Below are 24,574 nucleotides of genomic sequence, written 5' to 3'. Positions count from 1 at the left end.
CGGTCAGGCCTCCCTGCGGGCACGCGGGTCGAGGATCACGTAGGCGATGTCCGCCAGGAGGTTCGCGCCGAGCACCGTGAAGGTGACGACCAGCAGGATGCCCTGCATCATCGGGTAGTCCGTGTTGAGGACGGCGTTGTAGATCTCGTAGCCGACGCCCGGATAGGAGAAGACGATCTCGGTGACGATGGAGCCGGTCACCACCAGGCTGATCGACAGCGCGAAGTTGGAGATGCTCGGCAGGATCGCGTTGCGGGCGGCGACCGCGATGACCTTCCACTGCGGCAGGCCCTTGGCGGCCGCGACCAGGACGTAGTCCTCGTCCATGGTGGTGATCATCATGTTGCGCATCCCGATGATCCACCCGGCGATGGACGCCAGTGCGACCGTCGCGGCGGGCAGCGTGCCGTGCTCCACCACGCTGGTGACGAACGGGCCGTTCCAGCCCTCGACCAGAGAGGAGTTGCGGCCGGTCTCGTAGCCGCCGGCGAAGGGGAACAGCTTCCAGTAGAAGCCGGCGGTGAGCAGCAGCAGGAACGCCAGGATGAAGTACGGGATCGACTGGAAGAAGGTGGCGACGGGGAGCAGCGCGTCCAGGACGCCGCTGCGCCGCCAGCCCACGATGATCCCGAGCAGCGTCCCGAGCAGGAAGGCGACGATGGTGGCGGAGCCGATCAGCCCGATCGTCCAGGGCAGGTCGTTGCCGAGCACCGAGGTCACCGACACCGACTTGGAGGTCGACGTGCCCAGGTTGCCCTGCAGCAGGTGGCCCAGGTAGGTGAGGTACTGCGAAACCAGGCCCTGCTTGCTGTTGAGCCCGTACTGCGCGGAGAGAGCCGCGAGTTGCTCCTTGGTGATGTTGGACGTCCTGATGTTCGAGAGGACGGCCTGCAGGGCGTCCCCGGGCAGCATCCGGGGGAGGAAGAAGTTCAGCGTGACGGCGGCGAACGCGGCCAGCGCGTAGAAGCCGAGGCGGCGCAGGATGGTGGTCAACGTCGGCTCCTCTCAGGAGATCTGGCGCCACACGGGCGGACGGGAGTCGGGCGGGCAGCCGCAGCTCTCGCGGCGGATCAGCCGGGTCGGCAGGACGAAGTCCTGGGGAGTCGACCAGTCCCGGCGGGTGCTGCCGCCCTCGGCGGAGCTTGATGGTGCGTCAGATACTGGCGCGTCGGCGGTGATCATGCTGTGGAGGACCTCGAAGGCTTTGGCGCCGATCTCCTGGATGGGCTGGCGCACGGTGGTCAGCTGGGGTCGGAGGTGCCGGGCGAACGGCAGGTCGTCGAAGCCGGTGACGGCGACGTCGCCGGGGACGTCGAGCCCGTGTTCGGCAAGGGCGTAGATGACGCCCAGTGCGGTCTGGTCGTTGGCGCAGGCGATGGCGCGGGGAAGGGTCGCGCCCAGGGCGATCAGGCCTCGGACGATCTGCACGCCGCTTCCGGCCGAGTAGTCGCCCTGCCAGGCGGGGCCGGTGAGGCACTCGCCGCCCAACGCCTGGACCTCGGCGGTGAAAGAGCGGCCGCGGACGATGTTGTCCGGGCTGTCCGCGTGGCCGGCGATGTAGGCCAGCCGTCGGTAGCCGTGGTCCTGGACCAGGTGGCGGGCCATCTCCCGCATGCTGGTCGCGCTGTCGCCGCGTACGTTGGCGACCGGCCCGCCCTCCGCGCCCGCCAGCGTGACCACGGGCACGGTGCGGGCGATGCTGGCGATCCCGGCGGGGGAGAGCACCTGGTCGTGCAGGATCAGGCCGTCGCACTTTCCGGCGATGGTCATGATCCGGTTGGGCAGGGTGTGTTCGTCGATGTTGACCGAGCTGACGAGAAGGTCGTAGCCACGACGCTGCGCCACGATCTCGATGCCTCGGTTGATCTGGTCTCCGAAGAGCAGGCTCTCGGACTCGTCCTCGAACATGCCGCCGTCGTCGGTGCCGTAGACGCGGCGGAAGACCACGCCCACGACCTGCTTGAGTCGACTGCTGAGGGCTCGTGCGGCGCCGTCCGGGACAAAACCCAACTCGCTGATCGCCTTGAGGACCCGGTCCCGGGTGGCGGGGCGCGGGTTGTCCCTTCCGTTGAGGACGCGGGAGACGGACGCGATGGAGACACCGGCACGGCGGGCGACATCGTAGATCGTCGGCGTCGCGCCGGAGGTGGCTCGTGCGTCCATCGGGAGGTCCTCGTGGGTTCGGGGAGCCGGGTGGGTGCCGCGGCGGTGGAGGAGGGGGCGAGGTGCCGTAAGCGCTTACTGGAGACGTTCTGGGATGAAGGTAGGGCCGAGGTGTCCAGCCCGCAAGAGTGGATGTCGTCGCCGTTACGGTGATGTGACTTTTCTTCGGAGGATGCGCCCGAAAGGGGTGATCTGTGTTCAGGAGATGAACGGAAGGGGCATGTCAAGCCGACGCTGGACCGGTGGCCGCACTGCCGCGAATTCCGTGTTCTCACTGGCAGTGAGGCTGAGTTCAGGATGCCGCAGCGCTGTCGCGGTCCCACTGCTTCCCTTCGGCTTGTGAATCGCGCTCGACCTCCGACCACACCGGGGCTGTCTGGTTCGGAGACGTCGGCACGGGTGCCGGACGGCCCGGTTCGGCGCCTCGGCGGCGCATCTGGAAGCGCTTACTGGAGACGTCTCAAGCCGTGCCTGCGAGTCTCCAGGGAGTCCGCTGGGAGTCCGGGGGCGAGGCGCTGGCCGGGGGCCGCCGTCAGTGCCCGCCGGGCAGGCCGCGGTGCTTGTAGACGGCGACGCCGGTGAGCAGCAGGCCTATAGCGATGGGTACCAGCCCGGCCAGGCCGTCACCGGCGCCGCCGCGCGCGGAATGACCGTGCGCCGGCGCCTCCTGGGCCGCGGGCCGGGCGGTCGGCCCGTGCGCCGCCCAGGCGGGAGCGACCTGCGGCGCGGTCCAGCAGACGACCAGCAGGGGCGCCAGAACGCCGGAGCGCCACAGACGCAGTCGTGACCCGGGGGAGAGGGGCATGGCGGTGAACTCCGTCGAGCTGCAGGGCACGCACGGCATGCAGGACATGCAGGTGCGTCCAGGACGCGCGTCGCTGCCGACGCGCTCGTCAGAAGCAACGACCGTCCGCGCCTGCCGTTACGACACCCGCCGCCCGGGGAACACACGAAACCCGGCGACCGGAGCTGGACATGCCCTCGCGGGCGGCACCGACCCTCGGCGGTGCCGCCCGCTACCCGGCCGGGTCAGGGCGTCGGCCGGGAGATCGCCCCGCGCCGGATCGTCTCCGCGTACCAGTGGGCACTGGATTTGGGGATACGGCGCTGAGTCGAGTAGTCGACGTACACGGCGCCGAAGCGCTTGCCGTATCCGTACGCCCACTCGAAGTTGTCCATCAGCGACCACAGGAAGTAGCCGCGCACGTCGACCCCGTCCGCCAGTGCGGCGTGGATCGCCGCCAGATGCGCGTGCACATAGGCGATCCGTTCCGGGTCGCGCACCTCGCCCTCGGGGCTGACGTAGTCGTCGAAGGCCGCACCGTTCTCGGTGACGATCAGCGGCATCCGGGGGTGCTCGCGGGCGATCCGGGTGAGCAGGTCGTACAGGCCGGACGGGTCGATGCTCCAGTTCATGGCGGTGCGCTCGCCCGGCGGGAGGTGGAAGACCACGTTCTCCGAGCCCGGCCAGGGGGAGTGGTCACTGCTTCCGTGGCCGTCGCTGCGCGAGTGCTCGGCCGCCGGGGGTCCGGACCAGGCCGACACCAGCGTGGGCGTGTAGTAGTTGATGCCAAGCAGGTCGATCGGCGCGGATATCGCGGCGAGGTCGCCGTGCCGGACGAGGTCGTCCCAGTCGACGAGGTGCGCGGTGTCGGCGCGCAGGTCCTGCGGGTACTCCCCGTCGAGGATCGGTCCGGTGAAGACCCGGTTGCCGACCGCGTCGATCCGCCGGGCCGCGTCCAGATCGGCCGGGTTCTGGCTGAGCGAGCGGACCTCGTGCAGGTTCAGCGTGACCGAGAGCTGCGGGCCGGGACCCTGGCCGGCGCCGTGGGCGCCGGCCGTCGGCAGGACGGAGCGCAGTGCGGCGACTGCGCGCCCGTGCCCGAGGTTGAGGTGGTGCGCGGCGCGCAGCGCGTCGGCGGGATCGGTGCGGCCAGGGGCGTGCACGCCCGACCCGTAACCCAGAAAGGCGGAGCACCAGGGCTCGTTGAGGGTGGTCCAGTACCGGACGCGGTCGCCCAGCGCCTCGCCCATCAGCGCCGCGTACTCGCCGAAGCGTTCGGCGGTGTCGCGCACCGGCCAGCCGCCCGCGTCCTCCAACTCCTGCGGCAGGTCCCAGTGGTAGAGCGTGGCGACGGGGGTGATCCCGGCCTCGAGCAGCTCGTCCGCCAGCCTGCGGTAGAAGTCCAGGCCGCGTTCGACGGCGGGTCCCCGTCCGGTCGGCTGCACCCGTGACCAGGAGACGGAGAAGCGGTATGCCTTGAGCTCGAGCTGCGCCATCAGGGCGACGTCGTCGCGGTAGCGGTGGTAGTGGTCGGCGGCGGTGTCTCCGGTGTCGCCGTTGCGGACCCGCCCAGGGGTGTGGCTGTAGGTGTCCCAGATGGACGGGGTCCGGCCGCCCTCGGCCGCCGCTCCCTCGATCTGGTAGGCGGCGGTGGCGGCGCCCCACAGGAATCCGGTCGGGAAGTGGAGTAGCCCGTCGTCGGCGCGACTCGGCCCCGCGAGGGGTTCGACTGCGGCGAGTGGGTGGACTGCGGTCATACGGGAGCGCTCCCAAGACTAGGTGCGGTTCGCGGAAGTGGGCGGCTGCGCATGCTGGGGACTGGGCCCATGATGCGCCTCCGGGAGGCGGGCGGCAAAGCCGTCCGGCCGTCCGCTGCCGCCTGGGCGAGGACGCCGGGCGACCGCGTTCGGTGCTGGACCGGACATCTGGGCCGGGCGTGTGGGGGTCGAGTTCATGCACGGATGAGCCGCCAGGGTGGTGCAACATCCTGGGAGCGCTCCCATTGCTCTGACGACATGGTCGTGCCTGGCGTCCGGCGTGTCAAGGAGTCGGCCGGACGCCACCGGCGGGCGGCGCGACAGGGGCGGCACTGGTGATCGCGGACGAGCTGCCCTACAGTGGGAGCGCTCCCACTGCCTGTCGTGTCTCAGCAGTTCGGGAGGCGCGCGACCACAGGAATCCCCACTAGGGTGCCTCGCGACTAAGGTGCCTCGCGGAAGTAGAGGAAGGTGGGCGGATCATGAGTCAGGTCGGCGACAAGCAGACGCGTCGGGGCCAGGACCGGCCCACCCTGGAGGCCGTGGCGCAGCTCGCGGGCGTCGGTCGCGGCACCGTCTCCCGGGTGGTCAACGGTGCGCCCGGGGTCAGCGACCAGGCCCGCGCCGTGGTCGAACGCGCCATCGCCGAGCTCGGCTACGTCCCCAACCGTGCCGCGCGCACCCTGGTCACCAGCCGGACCGACGCGGTCGCGCTGGTCATCCCGGAGACCGAGACCCGGCTCGCCTCCGAGCCCTTCTTCGCCGAGATCATCCGCGGTGTCGCCAGTGAACTCTCGGACACGGACATGCAGTTGCTGCTGATCCTGGTTCGCACCGCGCAGGAGCGCGAACGCCTCGCCACCTATCTCAGCGGCCACCGGGTGGACGGCGTGCTGATGGTCTCGGTGCACTCCGAGGACCCGATCGTGGACCTGCTCGAACGGATCGGACTGCCGGCTGTCCTCGGCGGCCGCCGCTCCGAGCTGGAGCCGCTCAGCTACGTCAACCCCGACAACCTGGGCGGGGCCTGGGCCGCCGTGCGGCATCTGGCCCGCCAGGGACGGACCCGTATCGCCACCATCACCGGACCGCTGGACATGGAGGGCGCCCGGAGCCGTCTCGACGGCTACCGCCGGGCGCTGGAGGAGGCCGGGCTGCCGTTCGTCGAGGAGTTGGTCGGCAACGGCGACTTCAGTGAGGAGGCGGGCGCCCGGGTGATGCGGCAGCTGCTCCTGGCACAGCCCGACCTGGACGCGGTGTTCGCCGCTTCCGACCTGATGGCGGCCGGAGCCATGCGGGTGCTGCGCCAGGCCGGGAGGCGGATCCCGGACGAGGTCGCGGTGGTCGGCTTCGACGACTCGCCGGTGGCCCGGCACACCGACCCGCCGATGACGACCGTGCGCCAGCCCAGCGAGGAGATGGGCCGCGCCATGGCGCGCCTGCTGCTGGAGGAGATCGCCGCCCCGAGCCGCACCCACCGCCAGGTCATCCTCACCACGGAACTGGTTCTCAGGGACTCGGCCTGATCGGCCCCCGCGCGCGTAATAGCCGGTGAGAAGAGATGCGGTGCCGTACGGTCCCGTACCGATACGGTCCCGTACCGATCCGCACGGCTGTTCCGGCTGGGGCGGTCACCGAGTAGCGTGGAGTTGGTCGCTCTTGGCGACTGCTTCCCTGACGTGGGGTGATGGCGATGCTTGTCGTGGACGTGTTGCTGGGTGTGCTGGGAGCGGGTGCGCTCTGGCTGGCCACCGGGGTCCGCGTGGTGCAGCAGTTTGAACGCGGTGTCGTGTTCCGCTTCGGGAAGGTGCACAAGGCGATCCGACAGCCCGGGCTGACGCTCCTCATTCCCGTCGCCGACCGGCTGCGCAAGGTGAACGTCCAGATCATCACCATGCCCGTTCCCGCGCAGGAGGGCATCACCCGCGACAACGTCACCGTGCGGGTCGACGCGGTGGTCTACTTCCGGGTCGAGGACCCGGTGCTGGCTTCGGTGAACGTGCAGAACTACACCTTCGCGATGTCGCAGGTCGCGCAGACCTCGCTCCGGTCGATCATCGGCAAGAGCGAGCTGGACGAGCTGCTCACCAATCGCGAGCCGCTCAACCAGGGTCTTGAGTTGATGATCGACAGCCCGGCCATCGGCTGGGGCATCCACATCGACCGGGTTGAGATCAAGGACGTGGCGCTGCCCGAGTCGATGAAGCGCTCCATGTCCCGGCAGGCGGAGGCGGAGCGCGAGCGGCGCGCGCGGATCATCACCGCCGACGGTGAGTTCCAGGCGTCCCGCAAGCTCTCCGACGCTGCAGCGATCATGAGCAGTACGCCCGCCGCCCTGCAGCTGCGCCTGCTGCAGACCGTGGTCGAGGTCGCCGCGGAGAAGAACTCCACCCTGGTGCTGCCGTTCCCGGTGGAGCTGCTGCGCTTCCTCGACGGCGCGACCCCCGAGGGATCCAAGTCGCCGCCGCTGGTCTCCGTGGCGGCTGCCGCCGCGGCGGCAGCCGCAGCCGTGGCCGAGGTGGAGTCGAAGTCCGAGGCGGCGAAGCTGGACGTGGTGCCGCCGCTGCCGGAGATCCCCGAGCCGGATCTGACCGAACTGCAGATCGAGAGTGCCAAGCGGGTGGAGGAAGGCTGACCACCCGGTGAACCCCGCCCGGTCGGCGGGGAGTTGAGCGCAACGCAGTAGGGCCCGACCTCTTTCGAGGTCGGGCCCTACTCAGATGGGGTGAGTGACGGGACTTGAACCCGCGACACCCGGGATCACAACCCGGTGCTCTGCCAGCTGAGCTACACCCACCATCTGTCTCGCGCTGTCGCGCTGACGGAGGTAACTCTACAGGATCCGGACGGGTGCTCACGACCGGGTTTCCGGTTCCGGCGGACGCTCCTCCCGGACGCGTCGAGGCAGGTCAGGACGGGGGCAGCTGATGCCGAGCGGCGATCGCGCGGGAGGTGTCGGTGTCCGGTCCCGGCTGGGGGACGAACACGGCCTCGCGGTAGAACCTCAACTCCGCGATGCTCTCCCGGATGTCGGCCAGGGCCCGGTGGTTCCCCTGCTTCTTGGGGCTGTTGTAGTAGGCGCGCGGGTACCAGCGGCGGGCCAGCTCCTTGATCGAGGAGACGTCCACGATCCGGTAGTGCAGGTGGGTCTCCAGGGCCGGCATGTCCCGCGCCAGGAAGCCGCGGTCCGTCGCCACCGAGTTTCCGCACAGCGGAGCCTTGCCCGCCTCCGGGACGTGCGTCCGAACGTACGCCAGGACCTGGGCCTCGGCCTCGGTGAGGGTGACCCCGTGCTCCAGCTCCTCCAGCAGTCCGGAGGCGGTGTGCATGGCCCGGACGATGTCCGGCATCGTCTCGACCGCCTCGTCGGGGGGACGCACCACGATGTCCACGCCCTCGCCGAGGATGTTGAGTTCGGAGTCGGTGACCAGGGCGGCGACCTCGACCAGCGCGTCCGTCTCGAGGCTGAGGCCTGTCATCTCGCAGTCGATCCAGACCATGCGATCGTTCACGTGCTTCACCGTCCTGGGTGGATGTGCGCCTGTGCGCCTGTGCCAGGACCGGCTGGTCCCGCAGGGTCGATCATCTGTCGGATTGCGCCCAAAACAAACCTGGCGCGACCCGTCGATCTCCCCCCGCTGCCCCGATCGGGGCCGGGTCCCGCCCCGAAGGCGGGCTCCCGGTCCCGGACGGCTACTCCGGCACGCGGCGCTGCACGGCCGCCCAGGCCGTGTCCGGGTGCCCGCGTACCGGCAGTGGACCCGGCGGGCCGGAAGGCGCGGTGCCGCCGCGCTGGTCGTGGGCCCCGGTCTCCCGACGCCTGCGGGTGCCTGCCTCCGCTCGGCCGTCCTCCGTCGCCGCGTGGTCCGCGGAGTCCGGTCGGCCGCCGTGCCTGCCGCGGGTGTTCGGGCGGGGGAGGCGAACCGGATCCGACGTGGCCTCGTTGCCGTCCGGCTGCGCCGGGATCGCCGGGACCGGCAGGCCGGAGGGGAGCAGGCCATAGCTGTCGTCCCCGGGAACCGTCGAGGGCCCGGCAGGACCGGGCAGCCCCGGTGGCACCGTCAGGCCGCCGGGGCCGGGCGGCTGGCTCCGGCGGGACCGGAAGGTGGTCCGGTACACGGCCGGGGACACGCCCAACTGGCGGCGGAAGTGGCCGCGCAGGGCGACCGGCGAGCGGAATCCGCAGCGCCGCGCCACCTCGTCCACCGACGCCTCGGTGGTCTCCAGCAGCCGCTGCGCCTGCAGCACGCGCTGGGAGATCAGCCACTGCAGCGGGGCGCTGCCGGTGAGCGAACGGAACCGTCGGTCGAAGGTGCGCCGGCTCATGTACGCGCGGGCGGCGAGCGCCTCCACGTCGAACTGCTTGGAGAGGTTGTCCAGCGCCCAGGTCACGACCTCGGCGAGGGGGTCGTTCCCGATCTCCTCGGGTAAAGACCTGTCGATGTACTGGGCCTGCCCGCCGGAGCGGCGGGCAGGGACGACCAGCCGCCGGGCCAGCGCCGCCGCGGCCTCGGACCCGTGGTCGGTCCGCACCACGTGCAGGCAGAGGTCGATCCCGGCGGCGGTTCCCGCGCTGGTGAGAACATCGCCGTCGTCGATGAACAGCTCCCTCGGGTCGACCTGGACCTGCGGATAGCGCTTGGCCAGGGTGGGCGCGTACATCCAGTGGGTGGTCGCCGGTCGGCCGTCGAGCAGGCCCGCCGCGGCCAGGACGAAGGCCCCGGTGCACAGACCGATGATCCGCGCTCCCTCCTGGTGGGCCTTGCGCAGGGCGGCCAGCGCCTCGGGCGGTGGGAGCTGGGCGGCGGAGCGCCAGGCCGGTACGACGACCGTGCCGGCCCTGGCCAGCGCCTCCAGGCCGTGCGGGGCGGTCATGGTCAGGCCGCCGGTGGTGGCCAGCGGTCCTTCCTCGCCCGCGCACACCAGCAGCCGGTAGCGGGGGACCCCGGCGTCCTGCCGGTCCACGCCGAAGACGGAGAGCGGGATGGAGCTTTCGAAGATCGGCGCGCCGCTGAAGAGCAGGACAGCGACGATCTCGGGACGGCGGCGCCCGGAGAGCTTGCGGGCTGCGGCAGGAGTGGCGAGTACCTCGCCCGCTCCGGCACCGGGCACCGCGCCGTCCGTTGTTGCGGCGTTCCTGCTGACCCTGCTCAAGGCGCTCCGGCCCCCCTCGGTCGTGTGTGCCGCAGACGTGGCCCGCTCCGATCGGGGCGCCCGGTCGACCTCCGGGCTTGCCGACCGCACGGTCCGCGCCAGCGGCGTCATGGTTGTCCGGTCCTGTGCTTCACTTCGAGGCCCCCGCACTCGTCAAGATCGAATCTACTGGGTCCGGCGTTGCTGGTGCGACAAGTTCACCATCCGACGCTATGTCGATAAGGCAATTTGGCGTGAAGCATTCGATCACCGAGGGTTGCATCCGTTGGGCCGCCGGGGAAGGGGGCGTGTCAGGCGCTGGCCAGTTGTCGCACGGCCGTCCGATCGGTCCCGGAGATTCCGCTGCTCAATGGGCGTCTCTGGGCTGCGGTTACGTCCAAAGTCGCTGAGGTGTCCAGAAGTTGACCGAAAAGCAGCCATCGGGAGCGCGGGAGGGTACAAGGAGGTGCGGGGGGCGCGTATGGGGCGCGCAGATGCGGTCGCAACGGCGGGCGGAGGGGCTGATGTGGCCGTGCGGATGCTGGACGGCCGCCGAGCAGTGCCGGGCTGACGCCGGATAGGCTCGACGGATGGAGCCCCGCAGTCGCCTCGAACTGGCCAACGACAACGCCGCGGCGCACTGGCTGGGAATGGCCGGCGTCGAAGGCTGGGAGACGCGAACGGGGCCCGGCTACACGGCGGTTCGCTGCGATCGCGACGCCGCCGACAGCCACCGCGTGGTGATCACCAGGCGGCCGGTGGACGCTGAGGCGCTCACCGGCGAGCTCCTGGAGCTGTTCCGTGGCTGGGAGACCAGGCAGCTCTGCCTTGAGGACCCGTACCGCGTGCTGGACCTGGCCGGACACGGCTGCGAGGCGGCCATGCCGCAGGCGGTGATGGTGCGCGAGGCCGGGCCGCTCGATCCGGCCCGCACCCGTCGGGAGGCCCCGGGCCTGGAGCTGCTGGAGGCGGTCCGGGAGGGCGAACTCGCCGAGGTGGAGCGGGCGGTGGTGGAGGGCTTCCCGGTCCCTGCCCGGCTGCCCTGGCGGCGCGGGGAGATGTTCCCGTCCGCCTGGGGCGCGCTGCGCGGGCGTCGCAGCTGGCTGGCGCGGCGTCAGGGCGTGACGGCCGGTGCCTGCCTCTCCTGGGACGACGGTATGTCGGTCGGCCTGTACTGGGTCGCCGTGCTGCCCGAGCACCGCTCGCAGGGGGTCGCCAGGGCACTGCTGGAGCGGGTGCTCCGAGCGCATCCGGAGCGTCCGGCGACGCTCACCGCCACACTGCTGGGCGAGCCGCTGTACCGGAAGCTGGGCTTCGTCGAGCAGGGGCTGGCCACCTGGTGGCGCTGTCCGGCGATGAGCCCCCCGGCGGCACGTCCGGTCACCGATCGGCTGGTCACTGACCGGCTGCTCGCCGAACCCCCGACCGCCGTTCATCCGACCGCCGTTCATCCGATCACGACGCTGTCCGCGGAGGCGTAGCCCTCGGCGGTCCGGGGCGCCGCCAGGATGGCGGCCACGGCCTCGGGAAGCGCCCCGGCGATCAGCGTGGGGGCGTAGTCGATTTCGGGCCAGGCGCGCCCGTGGTCGAGCCAGGCGCTGCGCATCCCGACGACCGTGGCCCCGGCGATGTCCGCGGGCGCGTGGTCGCCGACCATCCAGGCGGTGTCGATCCAGCTCGTGCCGGTGGCGATCCCGCAGCGCTCGGCGGCCAGCTGGAAGATCCGGGGATCCGGTTTCGCGCAGTTCGCCTCCTCGGAGATCACCCAGCCGTCCACCAGCGCGGCCAGCCCCGTGCGTTCGATCTTCGCCTGTTGGTGTTCGGTCGCGCCGTTGGAGACGATGCCCAGGATCCAGCCCGCGGCCCGGGCGTCGCGCAGCGCCTCCAGATGAGCGGGAGGACAGTGGATCAGGGCGGTGACGGTGTCCCGGTACTCCTCCAGCAGCGCTTCCAAGCGTTCGAACAGCCCGTATCGGTCGATCGCGGCCCGGAGCAGGGTCTGCCGGTCGAGGTAGCCACCGCAGTCCAGGGTGGTGAGCCAGGGGAGGTCGGCGGGGGGCAGGGACCGGTCCGTCAGGAAGCGTAGGGCCCACCCCTGGAACGCCTGATTCCGGTTGACCAGGGTGTTGTCGAGATCGAAAAGCATCAGCGGCGGCATGCGCGGCATCGTTTCAGCCCTCTGGCATATGCACGAGGCATACCGCTGCCTCTGGCCGAAAAGCGGCTGCCGGCCGGAGAACGGACGGCTCTGCAACCGTCCGGTAGGCAGTCGGCAACACTGCGACGCGCTGCCGCCATCTCTTGGCGTGGACACCGTTGCACTAGCGCGACTCCTCAGGCATGCTCCATGCACGCCCAGGGCGCGCGGCATCGTCGCGCGGAGCGCTGCGGCGGCGTGAACGCCCCGGCGTACGCGTCCGCCGTTCGCGGTAACCGAGCGATCCAATCGCTCTGTGTCTGGGCGGGGACAGATTGTCGCCGTACCCTGAAGGGAAGAGGTCACGCAAGCCACCACTCGGCCCACTTCGTCCTGGATCGGTGCACAGTGTTGGTGTCCCTGGTTCCACAACCCCGGGTCGTGACCATGTACGTCATTCCGTATCCCACCTCGCCGAAACGACCATAGTCATGGCCGGTCACGAGCTTCATGAGCCCAGCGAAGGCAATCCCGCGGCGCGCCCCATGGAACAGCCGCAGCAGCAGGCCCGGCTGCCCAAGCCGAAGTCGAAGTCAGCGAAGCCGTCGAAGCCCCACCCCAAGTCCGCTTCCGCGTCCCCGACGGGATCCTCTTCATCCATGCCACGTTTTGAACTGCAGTCGCAGGCTCTTCGTCCCTGCGACCCGGCGTTCCTCCACGGTGTCGTCGTCGGATTCGACGGCTCGGTCTCCAGCGAGCGTGCGCTGGCCTACGCCGTCGGTATGGCCCGGCGTTCCCGGGTCGGCCTGGTGATCGTGCATGTCGCCAACCGTCTTCCGGCCACGGTGTGGGCCGGCTGCGAGCCCCCCGTCTTCGTGGACGTGCCGGACCACCGCACCGAGGTTCTCGGCCTCGAGCTGGCTTGCTCGGACTTCCTGGGCGATGTGCCCTGGGTGCTGGTGGAACGCGGCGGGGACATCTGCCACGAGTTGGAGGAGGTCGCCAGGGAGTACGCGGCCGACGCCATCGTGGTGGGCGGCACGCACGGCTTCCTCGGTCGCCTCTTCGGGTCTGTCGCCGGCCGGCTGGCACGCAGGGCCAACCGGCCGGTCGTCGTCATCCCCTGACTATCACGCGCCGTGCCGTCCCGGCTGCGCCGGGAGGCCGGCCGGGGTCAGTTGTCGCTCATGCCCAACTCGCGGGCGATCAGCATGCGCTGGACCTCCGAGGTCCCCTCGCCGATCTCCAGGATCTTGCTGTCGCGCCAGAAGCGGGCGACCGGGTACTCGTTCATGAAGCCGTAGCCGCCGTGGATCTGGGTCGCCTCGCGGGCATTGGTCACCGCAGCCTCGGACGAGTAGAGCTTGGCGATAGCGGCCTCCTTCTTGAAGCGCTCGCCGGAGAGCAGCCGGGAGGCCGCGTGGTGCCACGCCAACCGGGACGTGTGGGCACGCATCTCCATGTCTGCGATCTTGAACTGGATGGCCTGGTTCGCCCCGATGGGTCTGCCGAAGGCACGCCGCTGCGCGGCGTAGCTCAGCGACTCGTCGACGCAGCCCTGGGCCAGGCCGGTGGCCAGGGCAGCGATCGCGATGCGGCCTTCGTCGAGAATCCGCAGGAACTGGGCGTAGCCACGGCCTGCCTCGCCGAGGAGGTTGGCGGCCGGGACGCGGCAGTCGGCGAAGGACAGCTCCCGGGTGTCCGAGGCGTTCCAGCCGACCTTTGAGTACTTCTTCGATGCCGTGAACCCGGGGGTCCCGGTTGGCACGATGATGGTCGAGATCGCCCGCTGTGGCGAGCTCTCCCCGCTGACTTCGCCCGATTGAGTGAGCGCGGCGACGGTGACCAGGCCGGTGATGTCGGTGCCGGCGTTGGTGATGAAGCACTTCGAACCGTTGATGACCCATTCGTCGGTGTCCGCGTCGTAGCGGGCGGTGGTCCTGGTCGCTCCGGCGTCGGAACCGCCCTCCGGCTCGGTCAGGCCGAAGGCGCCGAGCATCTCGCCGGAGCACAGCCGGGGCAGCCAGGTGCGCTTCTGCTCCTCGGTCCCGTAGCGGAAGATCGGCATGGCGCCGAGCGAGACGGCGGCCTCCAGGGTGATCGCGACCGAGGAGTCGACCCGGGCGAGCTCCTCCAGGACCAGGCACAGCGCCAGGTAGTCGCCGCCCATCCCCCCGTACTCCTCGGGGAAGGGCAGCCCGAACAGGCCCATCCGGGCCATCTCGCGGACGATCTCGTAAGGGAACTCGTTCTGCTCGTAGTAGTCGCCGATCTTGGGTGCGACGACGTCATGGGCGAACTCGGCGACCGTGCGCCGCAGTTCCTCGTGCTCTGGGTCGAGACGATGGTCGAGCATGGGAATCTCCTGAGGGTGGGGAGGGGTGCTCGCCGGGTAGGCGCGGGGGGACGTGAGGTTCAGGATGCGAGCGCGCGGACGGCCCGGGACGGACTGGGACGCCCCAGCTGCTCGGCTACCCAGACGCTGGTCGCCGCGAGGGCGTTGAGGTCGACGCCGGTCTCGATGCCCAGGCCGTGCAGCATCCAGACCAGGTCCTCGGTGGCGAGGTTGCCGGTGGCGCTCTTGGCGTACGGGCAGCCGCCCAGCCCGCCGGCCGAGGCGTCGACCACGGTGACGCCGCACTGCAGCGCCGCCAGCGTGTTCGCCAGGGCTTGGCCGTAGGTGTCGTGGAAGTGCACGGCCAGGCGCTCGGGGCCGACGCCCTGGGCGGCGAACTCGGCCAGCAGCGCGACGACCTGGCCCGGAGTGCCGGTCCCGATCGTGTCGCCCAGGCTCAGTTCTGCGCAGCCCAGGTCCAGCAGTCGCCGTCCGACCTCTGCCACCCGGGCCGGCGCGACCGGCCCCTCCCAGGGGTCGCCGAAGCACATCGAGAGATAGCCCCGGACCGGGATCCCCTCGGCCGTCGCCCGGCGGACCACCGGCGCGAACATCTCCAGGGACTCGGCCACGCTGCGGTTCAGGTTCCGCTGGGCGAAGCTCTCGGTAGCGCTGGCGAAGACGGCGATGTCGCCGACATGGTGGGCGAGCGCGCGTTCCAGACCGCGCTCGTTGGGCACCAGCACCGGCAGCCGGAGGCCGGGGTGGCGCTCGGGAAGAGCCGCCACCAGCGGGAACAGCTGCTCCGCGTCGGCGAGTTGGGGTACCCACTTGGGATGGACGAAACTGGTCGCCTCGATCGTCCGCAGACCGGCGGCCGCCAGCCGGGTGATGAACTCGGCCTTCACGGCGACGGGGAGGGAGCTCTGCTCGTTCTGCAGGCCGTCGCGGGGGCCGACCTCGTGGATGCGGACGGCGGCGGGCAGTCCGGCGAGCGGGACCCGGTCGGGCAGACCCAGCTCGGTCACGGTCGGCTCGGTGACTGTCGGCTCGGTCACGGATGGCTCGGTGACGGCCGACTCGCTCACGGTCGCCCTGCTCGACGACGACGACGCTGCGGCGGTCGGTTCCGGTGCTGGCATCAGGGAGTCTCCTCGCTCGGAGTGATGACGGCGAGCAGTTCATCCATGGCGACCGTTCCGCCGGCCGTCACCCGGAGCTGGTCGACCGTGCCCTCGTAGGGGGCGGTGATCACGTGTTCCATCTTCATCGCCTCGAGGATCAGCAGCGGCTGCCCCTTGGCCACCTTCTCGCCCACGGTCACCTTGACGACCGTGACGGTGCCCGGCATGGGTGCGTTCAGGGCAGCCGCTCCGCCGCCGGCGATGCCGTGGCTGAGCTGCTCGACGGGGTCGTACGGGTGCACGGCCCAGCTGTCGCCGTCCCGGGCGAGCCAGTGGACGGCCTGGTCGGGGGCGGTACCGCCGCTGCTGTCCGTGGCGTGGGTGAAGCTGCGGGTCGTGCCGCCGAGGGTGAGCAGCAGCCGGTCCCGTTCCGGGACCAGCCGGACTGCGACTCCCGGGTTCTCGCGGAGGCGGACCTCGAACTCACCGGCTCTGCCGGTGCCGTCGAGTACGGTCCGGGTCGACACCGGACGGACCCTCACCTCGACCGGTTCGCCGCCCGGCAGGCGCAGCTGGTGCAGGGTCCAGGCCGGTTCCCCGCCGACGCGCCAGGCGGAGGGAAGCGAGAAGGGGTCGGTCCAGCCGCCTTCTGCCGCCGCCGGGGTGAGGGCCAGCTGCCGGGCCAGTGCGGCGGCGATGAGCGCCTCGTCCTCGACCGGGACGGGCGGCCCGTCGGAGGGATTGTCAGTGGTCCCGGCTACGGTCAGTTCGGGGTGGCGCTCGACCAGGCCGGTGTCGAGGCGGCCCGCGATCACATCGGGATGCGCGAGGAGCCGGCGCAGGTAGCCGGCATTGGTGGTGACTCCGACGATCCGGGTCTCGGCGAGGGCGGCGCGCAGCCTCCGCAGGGCCGTCGGGCGGTCGGGTCCGTAGGCGATGATTTTGGACAGCATGGGGTCGTAGCTGCTGCTGACGACGAGGCCGGGGGCGAGGCCGGAGTCGACCCGGATGCCCTCGCCCTGGGGTTCCTGGAGCAGCAGCACCCGGCCACCGGTGGGAAGAAAGCCGCGGGCGGGGTCCTCGGCGCAGATCCGGGCCTCGACGGCGTGCCCCTGGAAGGCGATGGAGTCCTGGGTGAAGGCCAGCGGCTCGCCCGCGGCGACCAGGAGCTGCTGCTCCACCAGGTCGAGGTGGGCGCCGTCGGCGGTGACGGCGAGCTCGGTGACGGGGTGCTCCACCTGGAGCCTGGTGTTCATCTCCATGAAGAAGTAGGAGGAGGGATCGTCGCCGGGGACGATGAACTCGACCGTTCCGGCGCCCGCGTAGTCGCAGGCTCGGGCCGCTCGTACGGCGGCGGCGCCCATGGCGGCGCGGATGTCCGGGGTGAGCAGGACCGACGGCGCCTCCTCGATCAGCTTCTGGTGGCGGCGCTGCAGGCTGCACTCCCGCTCGCCGAGGTGGACCACGTTCCCCAGGGTGTCGGCGAGGAGTTGGATCTCGATATGGCGTGGGCGGTCGATCCAGCGTTCCACCAGGAGCGTGTCGTCGCCGAAGGAGGCTCGGGCCTCACGGCGGGCGGCGGCGATCTCCTCGGGCAGCCGGTCGGCGTCCCGGACCAGCCGCATCCCCTTGCCACCGCCACCGGCGGAGGGCTTGAGCAGAACCGGCAGCCCGATGGCGCGGGCGGCGGCGAGGAGTTGCGCGTCGGTGAGCGAGTCGCCCTCGCTGCCGGGGACCACCGGCACCCCGGCAGCGTGTACGGCGGCCTTGGCGTGGATCTTGTCGCCCATCAGCTCGATGCTGGCGGGAGTGGGACCGATGAAGACCAGCCCTGCGTCGCCGCAGGCCCGGGAGAACGCGGCGTTCTCGGCGAGGAAGCCGTATCCGGGGTGCACGGCCTGGGCGCCGGTCCGGTGCGCCGCGGCGATGATGCGCTCGATGTGCAGGTAACTGTCGGCTGCTGACGATCCGTCGGGCGGGCCGAGCAGTACGGCGGTGTCGGCGGCCCGGACGGGCGGCGCGTCCGAGTCCGCGCCGCTGTGCACGGCGACGGATCGCACTCCGAGACGCCGCAGGGTACGGATGACGCGAACCGCGATCTCGCCGCGGTTGGCGACCAGCACGCTGTCGAACATGGGGTGATCCTCCGTCACATGCGGAACACGCCGAAGGGGCGCGGCTCGGGAAGGGGCGCGTTGGCACAGGCGCTCAGCGCCAGGCCCAGCACGGTGCGGGTGTCCAGCGGGTCGATGACTCCGTCGTCCCACAGACGGGCAGTGGCGTAGTAGGCGTTGCCCTGGCGCTCGTACTGCTCGCGCACGGGGCGGCGGAACTCCTCCTCCGCCTCTGCGGGCCAGTCCTCGCCGCGCAGTTCGTGCTGGTCACGGCGGACCGTGGCGAGGACCGAGGCGGCCTGCTCGCCGCCCATCACCGAGATCTTGGCGCCCGGCCACATCCACAGGAAGCGGGGGGAGTAAGCCCGCCCGCACATGGAGTAGTTGCCCGCGCCGTAGGAGCCGCCGACCACCACCGTCAGTTTGGGCACGCGGGTGCCGGCCACGGCGGTGACCATCTTCGCGCCGTGCTTGGCGATTCCACCGGCTTCGTACTGCCGTCCGACCATGAAGCCGGAGATGTTCTGCAGGAACACCAGCGGGATGCCGCGCTGGTCGCACAGTTCGATGAAGTGCGCGCCCTTCATCGCCGACTCGGCGAAGAGGATGCCGTTGTTGGCGACGACGCCGACCGGGTGGCCGTGCAGCTGGGCGAAGCCGGTGACCAGGGTCGGGCCGTACTCGGGCTTGAACTCGGCGAAGCGGCTGCCGTCGACCAGGCGGGCGATCACCTCCCGCACGTCGTAGGGGGTGCGCGGGTCCACCGGGACGGCGCCGTAGAGGGTGGCGGGGTCGACGGCGGGCGGCTCGACCGGGCGCACCGGCCACGGGCGCGGCGCCCGGGGGCCGAGCCCAGCCACGGCGGTGCGCAGCATCGCCAGCGCATGGGCGTCGTTCTCGGCGAGCTGGTCCGTCACGCCCGAGGTGCGGGAGTGGAGTTCGCCACCGCCGAGCTCCTCGGCGGTGACGACCTCGCCGGTGGCGGCCTTCACCAGCGGCGGGCCGCCGAGGAAGATCGTGCCCTGGTTGCGGACGATCACGGCCTGGTCGCTCATCGCCGGGACGTAGGCGCCGCCCGCTGTGCAGGAGCCGAGGACGGCGGCCAGCTGGGGGATTCCCGCGGCGGACAGCCGTGCCTGGTTGTAGAAGATCCGCCCGAAGTGGTCCCGGTCGGGGAAGACCTCGTCCTGCATCGGCAGGAAGGCCCCGCCCGAGTCCACCAGGTACAGGCAGGGGAGGCGGTTCTCCTGGGCGATCTCCTGGGCCCGCAGGTGCTTCTTGACCGTCATCGGGTAGTAGGTGCCGCCCTTGACGGTGGCGTCGTTGGCGACCACGACGACCTCGCGTCCGGCGACCCGGCCGACCCCGGTGATCAGCCCGGCTGCGGGGGCGTCCCCGCCGTACAGGCCGTGGGCGGCGAGCGGGGAGAGTTCGAGGAACGGCGATCCGGGGTCGAGCAGGGTGTCGACCCGGTCGCGCGGCAGCAGTTTGCCGCGCGCGGTGTGCCGTTCGCGGGCCCGTTCCCCGCCGCCCCGGGCCGCGGCCGCGACCCGGGCCCGGAGCTCCTCGGCGAGGCTCTGCTGGGCTGCGGCGTTGGCACGGTAGGTCTCGGACCCCGGATCCACTCCGGTGTCCAGGACGGGTGCTGGCGCGGACGCGAGCGTCATGGCCACGAGCTCCTTTGCTCCCCAGCGTAAGTTAATGAACGTTAACTTCTCCCGCCAGGTTAACGACGGATAACCCCGCTGTCTACGATGGTGGGATGCCGACACCGCCCAGTCCCGTCGAGAACCCCCGCCGTCAGCAGATCCGGCGTGAGGCCGCGCGACTGTTCGCCGCGCGTGGCTTCCTCGGGGTGGGCGTGGACGAGATCGGCAGGGCCGTGGGCATCTCCGGTCCGGGCCTCTACCGGCACTTCGCCGGCAAGGACGCCATGCTCGCCGACCTCCTGGTCGGCATCAGCGAACGCCTCCTCGACGAGGGGCTTCGCCGGGTCGAGGAGGCCCCCGACGCGCGCACCGCACTGGACTCGCTGCTGCAGGGCCACATCGACTTCGCGCTGGACGAGAGCGCATTGATCACCCTGCACGACCGCGAGCTGCTGCACCTCCCCGACGCGGAGCGGCACCGGGTCCGGAGCCTGCAGCGCCAGTACGTCGAGCTGTGGGTCGGCGTCGCCCGCGACACCTTCCCCGGTCTCGGCGAGGAGGCCCGTCCGACCGTCCACGCGGTTTTCGGCCTGCTCAACTCCACGCCCCACAGCGCCGCCGGGCAGGGGGCCCGGGACCGCGGCGCGATGGCGGACCTGCTGCACCGCATCGCGCTCGGGGCGATCGAGGCGGCCGCCGCCCCGGCCGCCGCAGCCGCGCCGGCGCCAGCTTGAGCCGTGGTGCGGGCGGCCTCTGCGGCGGGGTGCTCCGCCTCCGGTCCTACGACCAATGGTGACCAGGGGTGAGTCCGCTGCCCGGTGCGGCGGGGAAGAGAACGGGGGACCCTGGACGCTGTCACAGGCTGAGGCGCGGTGCGGGCACACGGCAGCGCGCAGCGTCTGTGCGGCAGGCAGCAGTCGGAGCAGCATCCGAGCGGGAGGTCGGCATCATGTCGGAGAAGAGCCTTGAGCAGTTGATCGAGCAGGCGCACGGAGGCGCTCTGGTGGCGCTCAAGCGCGACGGCCGCCCCCAGCTTTCCAACGTCAGCCATATCTATGACCCCGGCGCCCGCCTGCTGCGGATCTCGACCACCGCTGACCGGGCCAAGGTGGCCAACCTGCGCCGCGATCCCCGCGCCAGCTTCTACGTGACCAGCCCGGACCAGCGCACCTATGCCGTCGCGGAAGGGACCGCGGAGTTGACCCCGGTGTCCGCGGACCCGCACGACGCGACGGTGGACGAGCTGGTCGAGGTGTACCGCCTGATCGCCGGCGAGCACCCGAACTGGGACGAGTACCGCGCCGCGATGGTCGCCGACCGCCGTCTGGTCGTCCGGCTGTCCGTTGAGCGGGTCTACGGCTCGGCCGGCTGGTAGCCACGGCTGTAAATTCAGTGGACGATCCACCTTCGAGACAGTTAGCATCGCTAAATATGTTCCAGGCTCAAAAATCCCCCGCCTCCCCGTCGCAACGCGGCTGGCTGCGGCGCATCAGTTCCTATTGCTGGCGCTACCGGCGCAACGTACTGCTGTCCTTCGGGGCCTCGCTGCTCGGCATGGGGGTCAGCGCCCTGGTCCCACTGATCCCCCGTCTGATCATCGACGACGTGATCACCACCCACAGCAAGCCGCTGACGCCCTGGGCCATCACCCTCGTCGGCGCCGCAGTGGTGGTCTTCGCACTGACCCTGGTCCGCCGGTACTGGGGCGGCCGGCTCGCCCTGGACGTCCAGCACGACCTGCGCCGGGACCTCTTCGACTCGCTCTCCCGGCTGGACGGCACCCGGCAGGACAGCCTGGACACCGGTCAGGTCGTCGGCCGCGCCACCTCCGACCTGCAGATGATCCAGGGCCTGCTGTCGATGCTGCCGATGATGACCGGCAACGTCCTGCTGTTCCTGCTGTCGATCGTGGTGATGCTGTTCCTGTCGCCACTGCTCACCCTGATCGCCATCGCGATGGCCCCGGCGCTGTGGTGGTTCGCCCAGCTCAGCCGGAAGAAGCTGTTCCCCGCGACGTGGACCGCCCAACAGGAGGCGGGGGCCGTCGCCGGGGCCGTCGACGGCGCGGTCTCCGGCGTAAGGGTGGTCAAGGGATTCGGCCAGGAGGAGCAGGAGCTCGGCCGCCTGGAACGCGCCAGCCGCAGGCTCTTCGCGATGCGGCTGCGCAGCATCAAACTCAGTGCCCGCTACAGCCCGGCGATGCAGGCCATCCCCTCGCTCGGGCAGGTGGCGGTCCTCGCCCTCGGCGGCTGGCTCGCCGTGCGCGGAGAGGTCACCCTCGGCACCTTCGTCGCCTTCTCCACCTATGTGGCGCAGATGACCGGGCCGGTCCGGATGCTGACCATGCTGCTGACCGTCGGCCAGCAGGCCCGCGCCAGCGTGGAGCGGGTGTTCCAGCTGATCGACGAGCGCCCGGTGGTCACCGAGAAGCCGGGCGCGACCGAGCTCGACCCCGCCGAGGCCGAGCAGCACGACGGAGTCCCCGCGCTGGCCTTCGAGAACGTCGACTTCACCTACGGCGGGACCGCCGAGCCGGTGGTCCAGAACCTCACCCTGGCGCTCGAACCGGGCGAGACCGTGGCACTGGTCGGGGCGTCGGGCTCCGGCAAGTCCACGGTCGGGATGCTCGTCCCGCGCTTCTACGACGCCACCGCGGGCAGCGTCCGGATCCACGGCCACGATGTGCGCGACCTGACGCTGCGTTCGCTGCGTTCCGCGATCGGCATCGTCCCCGAGGACAGCTTCCTGTTCTCCGAGTCGGTGCACACCAACATCGCCTACGGCCGACCGGACGCGAGCCGGGCGGAGGTCGAGGCGGCCGCCCGCGCCGCCCAGGCCGACGGCTTCATCCGGGAACTGCCCGACGGCTACGACACCGTGGTCGGCGAGCAGGGCCTCACTCTCTCCGGCGGGCAGCGGCAGCGCGTCGCCCTCGCCCGTGCCATCCTCTCCAACCCGCGCATCCTGCTCCTCGACGACGCCACCTCCGCCGTCGACGCGCAGGTCGAGGCGGAGATCCACGAGGCACTGGGCGCGGTGATGCTGGGCAGGACGACCCTGCTGATCGCCCATCGGCGCTCCACCCTGCAGCTCGCCGACCGGATCGCCGTGCTCGATCACGGCCGCCTGGTGGACGTCGGAACCCATGAGGAACTGGACGCCCGCTGTCCGCTCTACCGCTCGCTGCTGACCGACCCGGACGCGCTGGCCGGGGACGTCCGCACGGCCGACCCCGTCGCGAGCCTGCTGGCCGAGGTCGCGGCGGACGGCGACACCGTCGGCCAGAACGGCCACCGGGGTCACAACGGGCAGGCCGTTCACGCGGCCGGCTCCGTCACCTCCGAGCTCTGGGACCGCGAGAGATTTCCGGAGCCCGACGTCGACGCCCTGCTCCGCACCGGCGGCAAGGCCGAAGCGGCGAGCGGGCACGGCGGGAACATGCACGCCACCCTGGGCGGAATGCCGGCCACCCCGGACCTCCTCGCCAAGGTCGCCGCGCTTCCGCCCGCCGACGGCACCCCGGACATCAACCTCACCGAGGTTCGCCGCCCCGACCCGGACTTCAGCCTCCGGCGGATGCTCGCTCCCTTCCGCAGGCCGCTGACGCTGGCGCTGCTGCTGGTCACTCTGGACGCGCTCGCCTCTCTCGCCCTGCCGATCCTGATCCGGCACGGAATCGACAGCGGCGTCACCAGGGCCGCCTCCGGGGCCGTTGCCGCGGCCGCGCTGGTCGCCCTCGCCATCGTCCTGCTCGACTGGGTCGTCCAGGCCGCCGAGATGCAGGTCAGCGGACGCACCGGCGAGCGCGTCCTGTACTCGCTGCGGATCCGGATCTTCGCCCATCTCCAGCGGCTCGGCCTCGACTACTACGAGCGTGAACTCGGCGGCCGGATCATGACCCGGATGACCACCGACGTCGACGCGCTCAGCTCCTTCCTGCAGACCGGCGTGGTCACCGCGGTGGTCAGCCTGCTGACCTTCTTCGGCATCTTCGTGGTGCTGCTGGTCCTCGACACCCAGCTGGCCCTCTACGTGTTCGCGGTCCTCCCGGTGCTGGTCGTCGCCACCCTGGTGTTCCGGAAGATGTCCTCCGCCAGCTACCGACTCGCCCGCGAGAAGGTCAGCACGGTCAACGCCGACCTGCAGGAGAACGTCGCCGGAATGCGCATCGTCCAGGCGTTCCTGCGCGAGGACCGCAACCGCACCCGGTTCGCCGAGCGCAGCGACGACTACCGCCGGACCCGCACCCGCGCACAGCTCTACATCGCGGTCTACTTCCCCTTCGTCCAGTTCCTGTCCAGCGTCGCCGCCGCGCTGGTGCTGATCGCCGGTGCACACCGGGTGAGCGCGGGCACGCTCACCACCGGCGCGCTCGTCGCCTACCTCCTCTACATCGACCTGTTCTTCTCGCCGGTCCAGCAGCTCTCGCAGGTCTTCGACGGCTACCAGCAGGCGGCGGTCGGTCTCAGCCGGATCAGGGAACTGCTCCGCACGCCCACCTCGACCCCGCAGGCGGCCGACCCGAGGCCGGTCGGGCGACTGCGCGGGGACGTCCACTTCGACGACGTTCACTTCGCGTACTCGACGGGCGCCGACGGGAGCGCCGACGCTGCGGAGGGCGGCATCGACAAGGCCCGCAAGTCCGAGGTCATCCACAATGTGAACCTGCGCATTCCCGCCGGCCAGACTGTTGCCCTGGTCGGTGAGACCGGCGCGGGCAAGTCCACTCTCGTCAAGCTGCTGGCGCGGTTCTACGACGTCACCGGTGGCGCGGTGCGGGTGGACGGGATCGACCTGCGCGACTTCGACCTGACCGGCTACCGGCACCGCCTCGGTGTGGTTCCGCAGGAGGCGTACCTTTTCGCCGGAACCGTCCGCGACGCCATCGCCTACGGTCGCCCCGAGGCGAGCGACGCCGAGGTCGAGGCCGCGGCGCGGTCGGTCGGCGCACACCAGATGATCGCCGGCCTCACCGGCGGCTACCTGCACCGGGTGAGCGAGCGCGGCCGCAACCTGTCCGCCGGGCAGCGCCAGTTGATCGCCCTGGCCAGGGCGGAGCTGGTCGACCCGGACATCCTGCTGCTGGACGAGGCGACCGCAGCGCTGGACCTGGCCACCGAGGCGGCCGTGAACCGGGCGGCCGACCGCCTCTCCCAGCGCGACGGTGGCCGCCGCACGACGATCGTGATCGCGCACCGGCTGACCACGGCCGCGCGCGCCGACCGGATCATCGTGCTGGACCACGGCCGGATCGTCGAGGACGGAACCCACGCCGACCTGCTCGTCGCGGACGGTGCGTACGCCCGTCTGTGGCGCGCCTTCGCCGGCGAGGAGCAGCCCGCAGCGGTGCGGTAGCCGGCGGCCGTAGCGGGCGGCCG

The 24,574-nt window shown here is 71.1% G+C and carries 18 protein-coding genes and 1 tRNA gene; 7 read left to right on the top strand and 12 right to left on the bottom strand.

Going from position 1 to position 24,574, the window contains the following annotated elements; all coding sequences use genetic code 11:
• Positions 1-3 precede the first annotated feature (3 nt).
• The 4 genes from ABIA33_RS33460 to ABIA33_RS33445 all read right to left on the bottom strand — a co-directional run bounded on the left by ABIA33_RS33460 (position 4) and on the right by ABIA33_RS33445 (position 4,704).
• Positions 4-993, bottom strand: coding sequence for an ABC transporter permease (locus ABIA33_RS33460; protein ID WP_370087038.1), 990 nt, complete (start codon positions 991-993; stop codon positions 4-6).
• A 12-nt stretch (positions 994-1,005) separates the two neighbouring features.
• Complete coding sequence (locus tag ABIA33_RS33455; protein WP_370087035.1) at positions 1,006-2,163, bottom strand: LacI family DNA-binding transcriptional regulator; 1,158 nt, start codon at positions 2,161-2,163, stop codon at positions 1,006-1,008.
• 532 nt (positions 2,164-2,695) lie between these two features.
• Positions 2,696-2,968, bottom strand: a complete 273-nt coding sequence (locus tag ABIA33_RS33450; RefSeq protein ID WP_370087033.1) for a hypothetical protein — start codon at positions 2,966-2,968, stop codon at positions 2,696-2,698.
• Between the two features lie 224 nt (positions 2,969-3,192).
• Positions 3,193-4,704 carry a GH1 family beta-glucosidase gene (locus ABIA33_RS33445; RefSeq protein ID WP_370087031.1) on the bottom strand — a complete coding sequence of 504 codons (1,512 nt, stop codon included), beginning with the start codon at positions 4,702-4,704 and terminating at the stop codon, positions 3,193-3,195.
• Positions 4,705-5,186: 482 nt separating this feature from the next.
• Here ABIA33_RS33445 and ABIA33_RS33440 point away from each other — a divergent pair, with 482 nt between their 5' ends.
• Together ABIA33_RS33440 and ABIA33_RS33435 are read left to right on the top strand one after the other, a co-directional pair.
• Complete coding sequence (locus tag ABIA33_RS33440) at positions 5,187-6,230, top strand: LacI family DNA-binding transcriptional regulator (RefSeq protein ID WP_370087028.1); 1,044 nt, start codon at positions 5,187-5,189, stop codon at positions 6,228-6,230.
• Between the two features lie 167 nt (positions 6,231-6,397).
• Complete coding sequence (locus tag ABIA33_RS33435) at positions 6,398-7,339, top strand: slipin family protein (RefSeq protein ID WP_370087073.1); 942 nt, start codon at positions 6,398-6,400, stop codon at positions 7,337-7,339.
• An 86-nt stretch (positions 7,340-7,425) separates the two neighbouring features.
• Here the strand turns inward: ABIA33_RS33435 and ABIA33_RS33430 are convergent.
• The 3 genes from ABIA33_RS33430 to ABIA33_RS33420 all read right to left on the bottom strand — a co-directional run bounded on the left by ABIA33_RS33430 (position 7,426) and on the right by ABIA33_RS33420 (position 9,816).
• Positions 7,426-7,501: transfer RNA gene (locus ABIA33_RS33430), tRNA-His, on the bottom strand.
• Between the two features lie 112 nt (positions 7,502-7,613).
• On the bottom strand, positions 7,614-8,216 hold the full coding sequence (gene orn, locus ABIA33_RS33425; RefSeq protein ID WP_370087026.1) for an oligoribonuclease: 603 nt from the start codon (positions 8,214-8,216) through the stop codon (positions 7,614-7,616).
• Positions 8,217-8,397: 181 nt separating this feature from the next.
• The gene (locus ABIA33_RS33420; protein WP_370087071.1) at positions 8,398-9,816 is read right to left on the bottom strand and encodes a helix-turn-helix domain-containing protein; all 1,419 of its coding nucleotides are present in this window, start codon (positions 9,814-9,816) and stop codon (positions 8,398-8,400) included.
• 611 nt (positions 9,817-10,427) lie between these two features.
• Between ABIA33_RS33420 and ABIA33_RS33415 the strand changes: the two genes are divergently transcribed.
• Complete coding sequence (locus ABIA33_RS33415; RefSeq protein WP_370087024.1) at positions 10,428-11,318, top strand: GNAT family N-acetyltransferase; 891 nt, start codon at positions 10,428-10,430, stop codon at positions 11,316-11,318.
• On the opposite strand, the gene ABIA33_RS33410 is transcribed toward ABIA33_RS33415, so the two are convergent.
• Positions 11,285-11,995, bottom strand: a complete 711-nt coding sequence (locus ABIA33_RS33410) for an HAD family hydrolase (RefSeq protein WP_370087022.1) — start codon at positions 11,993-11,995, stop codon at positions 11,285-11,287. The genes ABIA33_RS33415 and ABIA33_RS33410 overlap by 34 nt on opposite strands.
• A 638-nt stretch (positions 11,996-12,633) precedes the next feature.
• Here ABIA33_RS33410 and ABIA33_RS33405 point away from each other — a divergent pair.
• Complete coding sequence (locus tag ABIA33_RS33405) at positions 12,634-13,101, top strand: universal stress protein (protein ID WP_370087020.1); 468 nt, start codon at positions 12,634-12,636, stop codon at positions 13,099-13,101.
• A 47-nt stretch (positions 13,102-13,148) separates the two neighbouring features.
• Here the strand turns inward: ABIA33_RS33405 and ABIA33_RS33400 are convergent, their stop codons facing one another.
• The 4 genes from ABIA33_RS33400 to ABIA33_RS33385 are packed head-to-tail and all read right to left on the bottom strand — an operon-like array spanning position 13,149 to position 19,214.
• On the bottom strand, positions 13,149-14,330 hold the full coding sequence (locus tag ABIA33_RS33400; RefSeq protein WP_370087018.1) for an acyl-CoA dehydrogenase family protein: 1,182 nt from the start codon (positions 14,328-14,330) through the stop codon (positions 13,149-13,151).
• Positions 14,331-14,389: 59 nt separating this feature from the next.
• Positions 14,390-15,451 (bottom strand): hydroxymethylglutaryl-CoA lyase, encoded by a 1,062-nt coding sequence (locus ABIA33_RS33395; protein WP_370087016.1) that lies wholly within the window; start codon positions 15,449-15,451, stop codon positions 14,390-14,392.
• Positions 15,451-17,568: a biotin carboxylase N-terminal domain-containing protein gene (locus ABIA33_RS33390; protein ID WP_370087014.1), complete on the bottom strand. Its 2,118-nt coding sequence runs from the start codon at positions 17,566-17,568 to the stop codon at positions 15,451-15,453. The genes ABIA33_RS33395 and ABIA33_RS33390 overlap by 1 nt, the downstream gene beginning before the upstream one ends.
• 14 nt (positions 17,569-17,582) lie before the next feature.
• Entirely contained in the window at positions 17,583-19,214 is a 1,632-nt protein-coding gene (locus ABIA33_RS33385; RefSeq protein WP_370087012.1) for a carboxyl transferase domain-containing protein, read from the bottom strand.
• Positions 19,215-19,309: 95 nt separating this feature from the next.
• On the opposite strand from ABIA33_RS33385, the gene ABIA33_RS33380 reads away from it, so the two are divergent.
• The 3 genes from ABIA33_RS33380 to ABIA33_RS33370 all read left to right on the top strand — a co-directional run bounded on the left by ABIA33_RS33380 (position 19,310) and on the right by ABIA33_RS33370 (position 24,551).
• Positions 19,310-19,930 carry a TetR/AcrR family transcriptional regulator gene (locus ABIA33_RS33380; RefSeq protein ID WP_370087010.1) on the top strand — a complete coding sequence of 207 codons (621 nt, stop codon included), beginning with the start codon at positions 19,310-19,312 and terminating at the stop codon, positions 19,928-19,930.
• 215 nt (positions 19,931-20,145) lie between these two features.
• Positions 20,146-20,571, top strand: a complete 426-nt coding sequence (locus ABIA33_RS33375; RefSeq protein ID WP_370087008.1) for a PPOX class F420-dependent oxidoreductase — start codon at positions 20,146-20,148, stop codon at positions 20,569-20,571.
• Positions 20,572-20,627: 56 nt separating this feature from the next.
• Positions 20,628-24,551: an ABC transporter ATP-binding protein gene (locus tag ABIA33_RS33370; protein WP_370087006.1), complete on the top strand. Its 3,924-nt coding sequence runs from the start codon at positions 20,628-20,630 to the stop codon at positions 24,549-24,551.
• Positions 24,552-24,574 lie beyond the last annotated feature (23 nt).

The sequence above is a fragment of the Streptacidiphilus sp. MAP12-16 genome (assembly GCF_041262165.1).
Taxonomy (GTDB): Bacteria; Actinomycetota; Actinomycetes; order Streptomycetales; family Streptomycetaceae; genus Streptacidiphilus.
This window is presented reverse-complemented; position numbering and strand designations above follow the sequence as displayed.